Origin of the sequence: Moorena sp. SIO4G3 (genome assembly GCF_010692305.1) — a bacterium.
GTDB classification, from domain to species: domain Bacteria; phylum Cyanobacteriota; class Cyanobacteriia; order Cyanobacteriales; family Coleofasciculaceae; genus Moorena; species Moorena producens_A.
The window spans coordinates 1-2,014 of sequence record NZ_JAAHIG010000688.1 but is presented as its reverse complement, the minus strand read 5'-3'; the positions used below and the strand labels follow the sequence as shown (position 1 = coordinate 2,014).

Below are 2,014 nucleotides of genomic sequence, written 5' to 3'. Positions count from 1 at the left end.
TGCGTTCCCACTGGTCCGAGACGCAAAGCATAGCGGCGCGTCATGATAGCACGGCTCCTGATTGACTCAACTCTCTACATTTATCGATTCTAAACTAGATTGATTCCTATTTGATGACACGCCCTAGGGATAGACCGGTTTTATAGTGTCTTTTCTTTCCCTTGATGGAGTTAGCGTGATTCCAGATGGCATTTTCCATTCCGTGGAGGGCTATATTGGCCAGAAGTGGTGATATAACGCCACCTTGTGGGGTACCCTCATTTGTAGATGAGAATGTTCCATTATCCATCACACCGGCTTTTAGCCAGGACTTAATTAAACGTCTCATGGATGGGTAAGTATTTAATTTTGTTAGAAGTGCATCATGGTTGATTCTGTCAAAGCATTTGGCAATATCTGCGTCCAAAACCCATTTGGGTTTTTGGGCTATTACTGTAAATATTGCTTCTATTGCATCGTGACATGAGCGTCCTGGCCTGAACCCGTAGGAATTAGGTTCAAATTTGGCTTCCCATTCAGGTTAAACATGCCTGAATGGCCGCGTGCTTGTAATGCACGGTCGTATATGGTTGGGATACCTAATGGGCGTTTTTCCGACCGTCCGGGCTTAGGAATCCATACCCTTCTGGTGGGTTGTGCCTTTTTGGAGATTTTGAGGCTGGCTACTAAGGTGAGGCGCTGCTTATTGGTTAAAGCTTTAACCCCATCTATTCCCGCAGTCTTTTTGCCTTTGTTTTCCTGGGTAACCTTTCTGACCGCAATCATTTTTGCTGACCAGGATTTCATCAGGGTCTTTTGCAGTTTTCTTACCACGCTCACGTCACCACGGCTCGAGGCTTGATATATTCGTTTTTGCAACTTAAAGACTGTCATTTCGGTTCTTCAGTACCTAGTATGCTAAAATGTTAGTTAAAATGCTAATTAGTTAAAATGCCAATTAGTTAAAATGCCAATTAAGTAAACATCTGGATTGAAAGTTTTTAAAGTTTCTGAATCCATAAGCTGAACGTTTAATAACTTTTAATTTGTTATTAATACCCTCAACCACCCCACTAGTTGTTCTGTTATCAAAGTATGCTAGAATTTCATCTAACCAACGAATAATAGTAAGCAGGCTTTTCGGAAAATAATTTTGCGCTTCTGATCACCATGTACCTAATTTGAATAGCCCACCTAACCAATCATTTGTTTCATCAAAAATTTGGCGAATTTTTTCTTTCAATTCGTGCATAGTTTTAAGGGTTGGAGAAACTTCTTTCACTTGAGCTAGTTTCTGACTTTGTTTTTTCGTCAAATCTTTTTCATTTTTCAAAAGGGCATATTTACTTTTTTTAAGTTTCTCTAAACTCTGTTTATGATTTTCTTTATCTGACTTGGTTTTAGCGTTTTTTAGTAAATTTGTTAATTGAGTTTTTTCGAGTTTTCTTTGTGAGTCTAGTTCTTGATTAATTTGTACCATTACATGAAATCTGTCGGCTACAACTTGAGCATTGGGCATTAATTCTAAAACTAAGCTTTTGTATCCTTGTCTTGATGCAGTCGCTCATGGGGGGAACCCCCATGAGCGACTGCATCAAGACACGGTTTTTTACATTTTTGACATTTAAACTGTCGTCTATTTATTTCCAAAAATACTGGGGACTCTCCCCAAGGCAAATCTTTGATTATATATCGATGATTTTGATGTAATTTATAACTTTTTGTCCCACACTGATTACAGATGCTTTCATTACTGATTGACTCAATCTGTAAAATTATTCCAATCCCTTCGTGCTGGTGACGCGAACAAACTTTTACCCCTTTTATATCCAGAAGTTCTGTCAGCAGTTTAATTTCCTTTTGTGATTTCATAATGACAAATATATAGTCAAGTTACTTCCCTGATAGTTCTAGTGAACAATAGCTCATCTTTATAATTTAAATAAAGCTACATTTTGGGCTATAATTTTATACAGGTTTTTTATTGTATTAACGACTTAAGGTATTAGTTTAGCATATTAGGTACTGAAGAACC

The 2,014-nt window shown here is 37.8% G+C and carries 2 pseudogenes; both read right to left on the bottom strand.

The annotated features are described in order from the left end of the window. Positions 1-118: 118 nt before the first annotated feature. A pseudogene (locus tag F6J99_RS44595) lies at positions 119-873 on the bottom strand (reverse transcriptase domain-containing protein); the annotation flags it as partial. A gap of 64 nt (positions 874-937) precedes the next feature. Continuing rightward, positions 938-1,833, bottom strand: a pseudogene (locus F6J99_RS44590) (transposase). Positions 1,834-2,014: the final 181 nt, after the last annotated feature.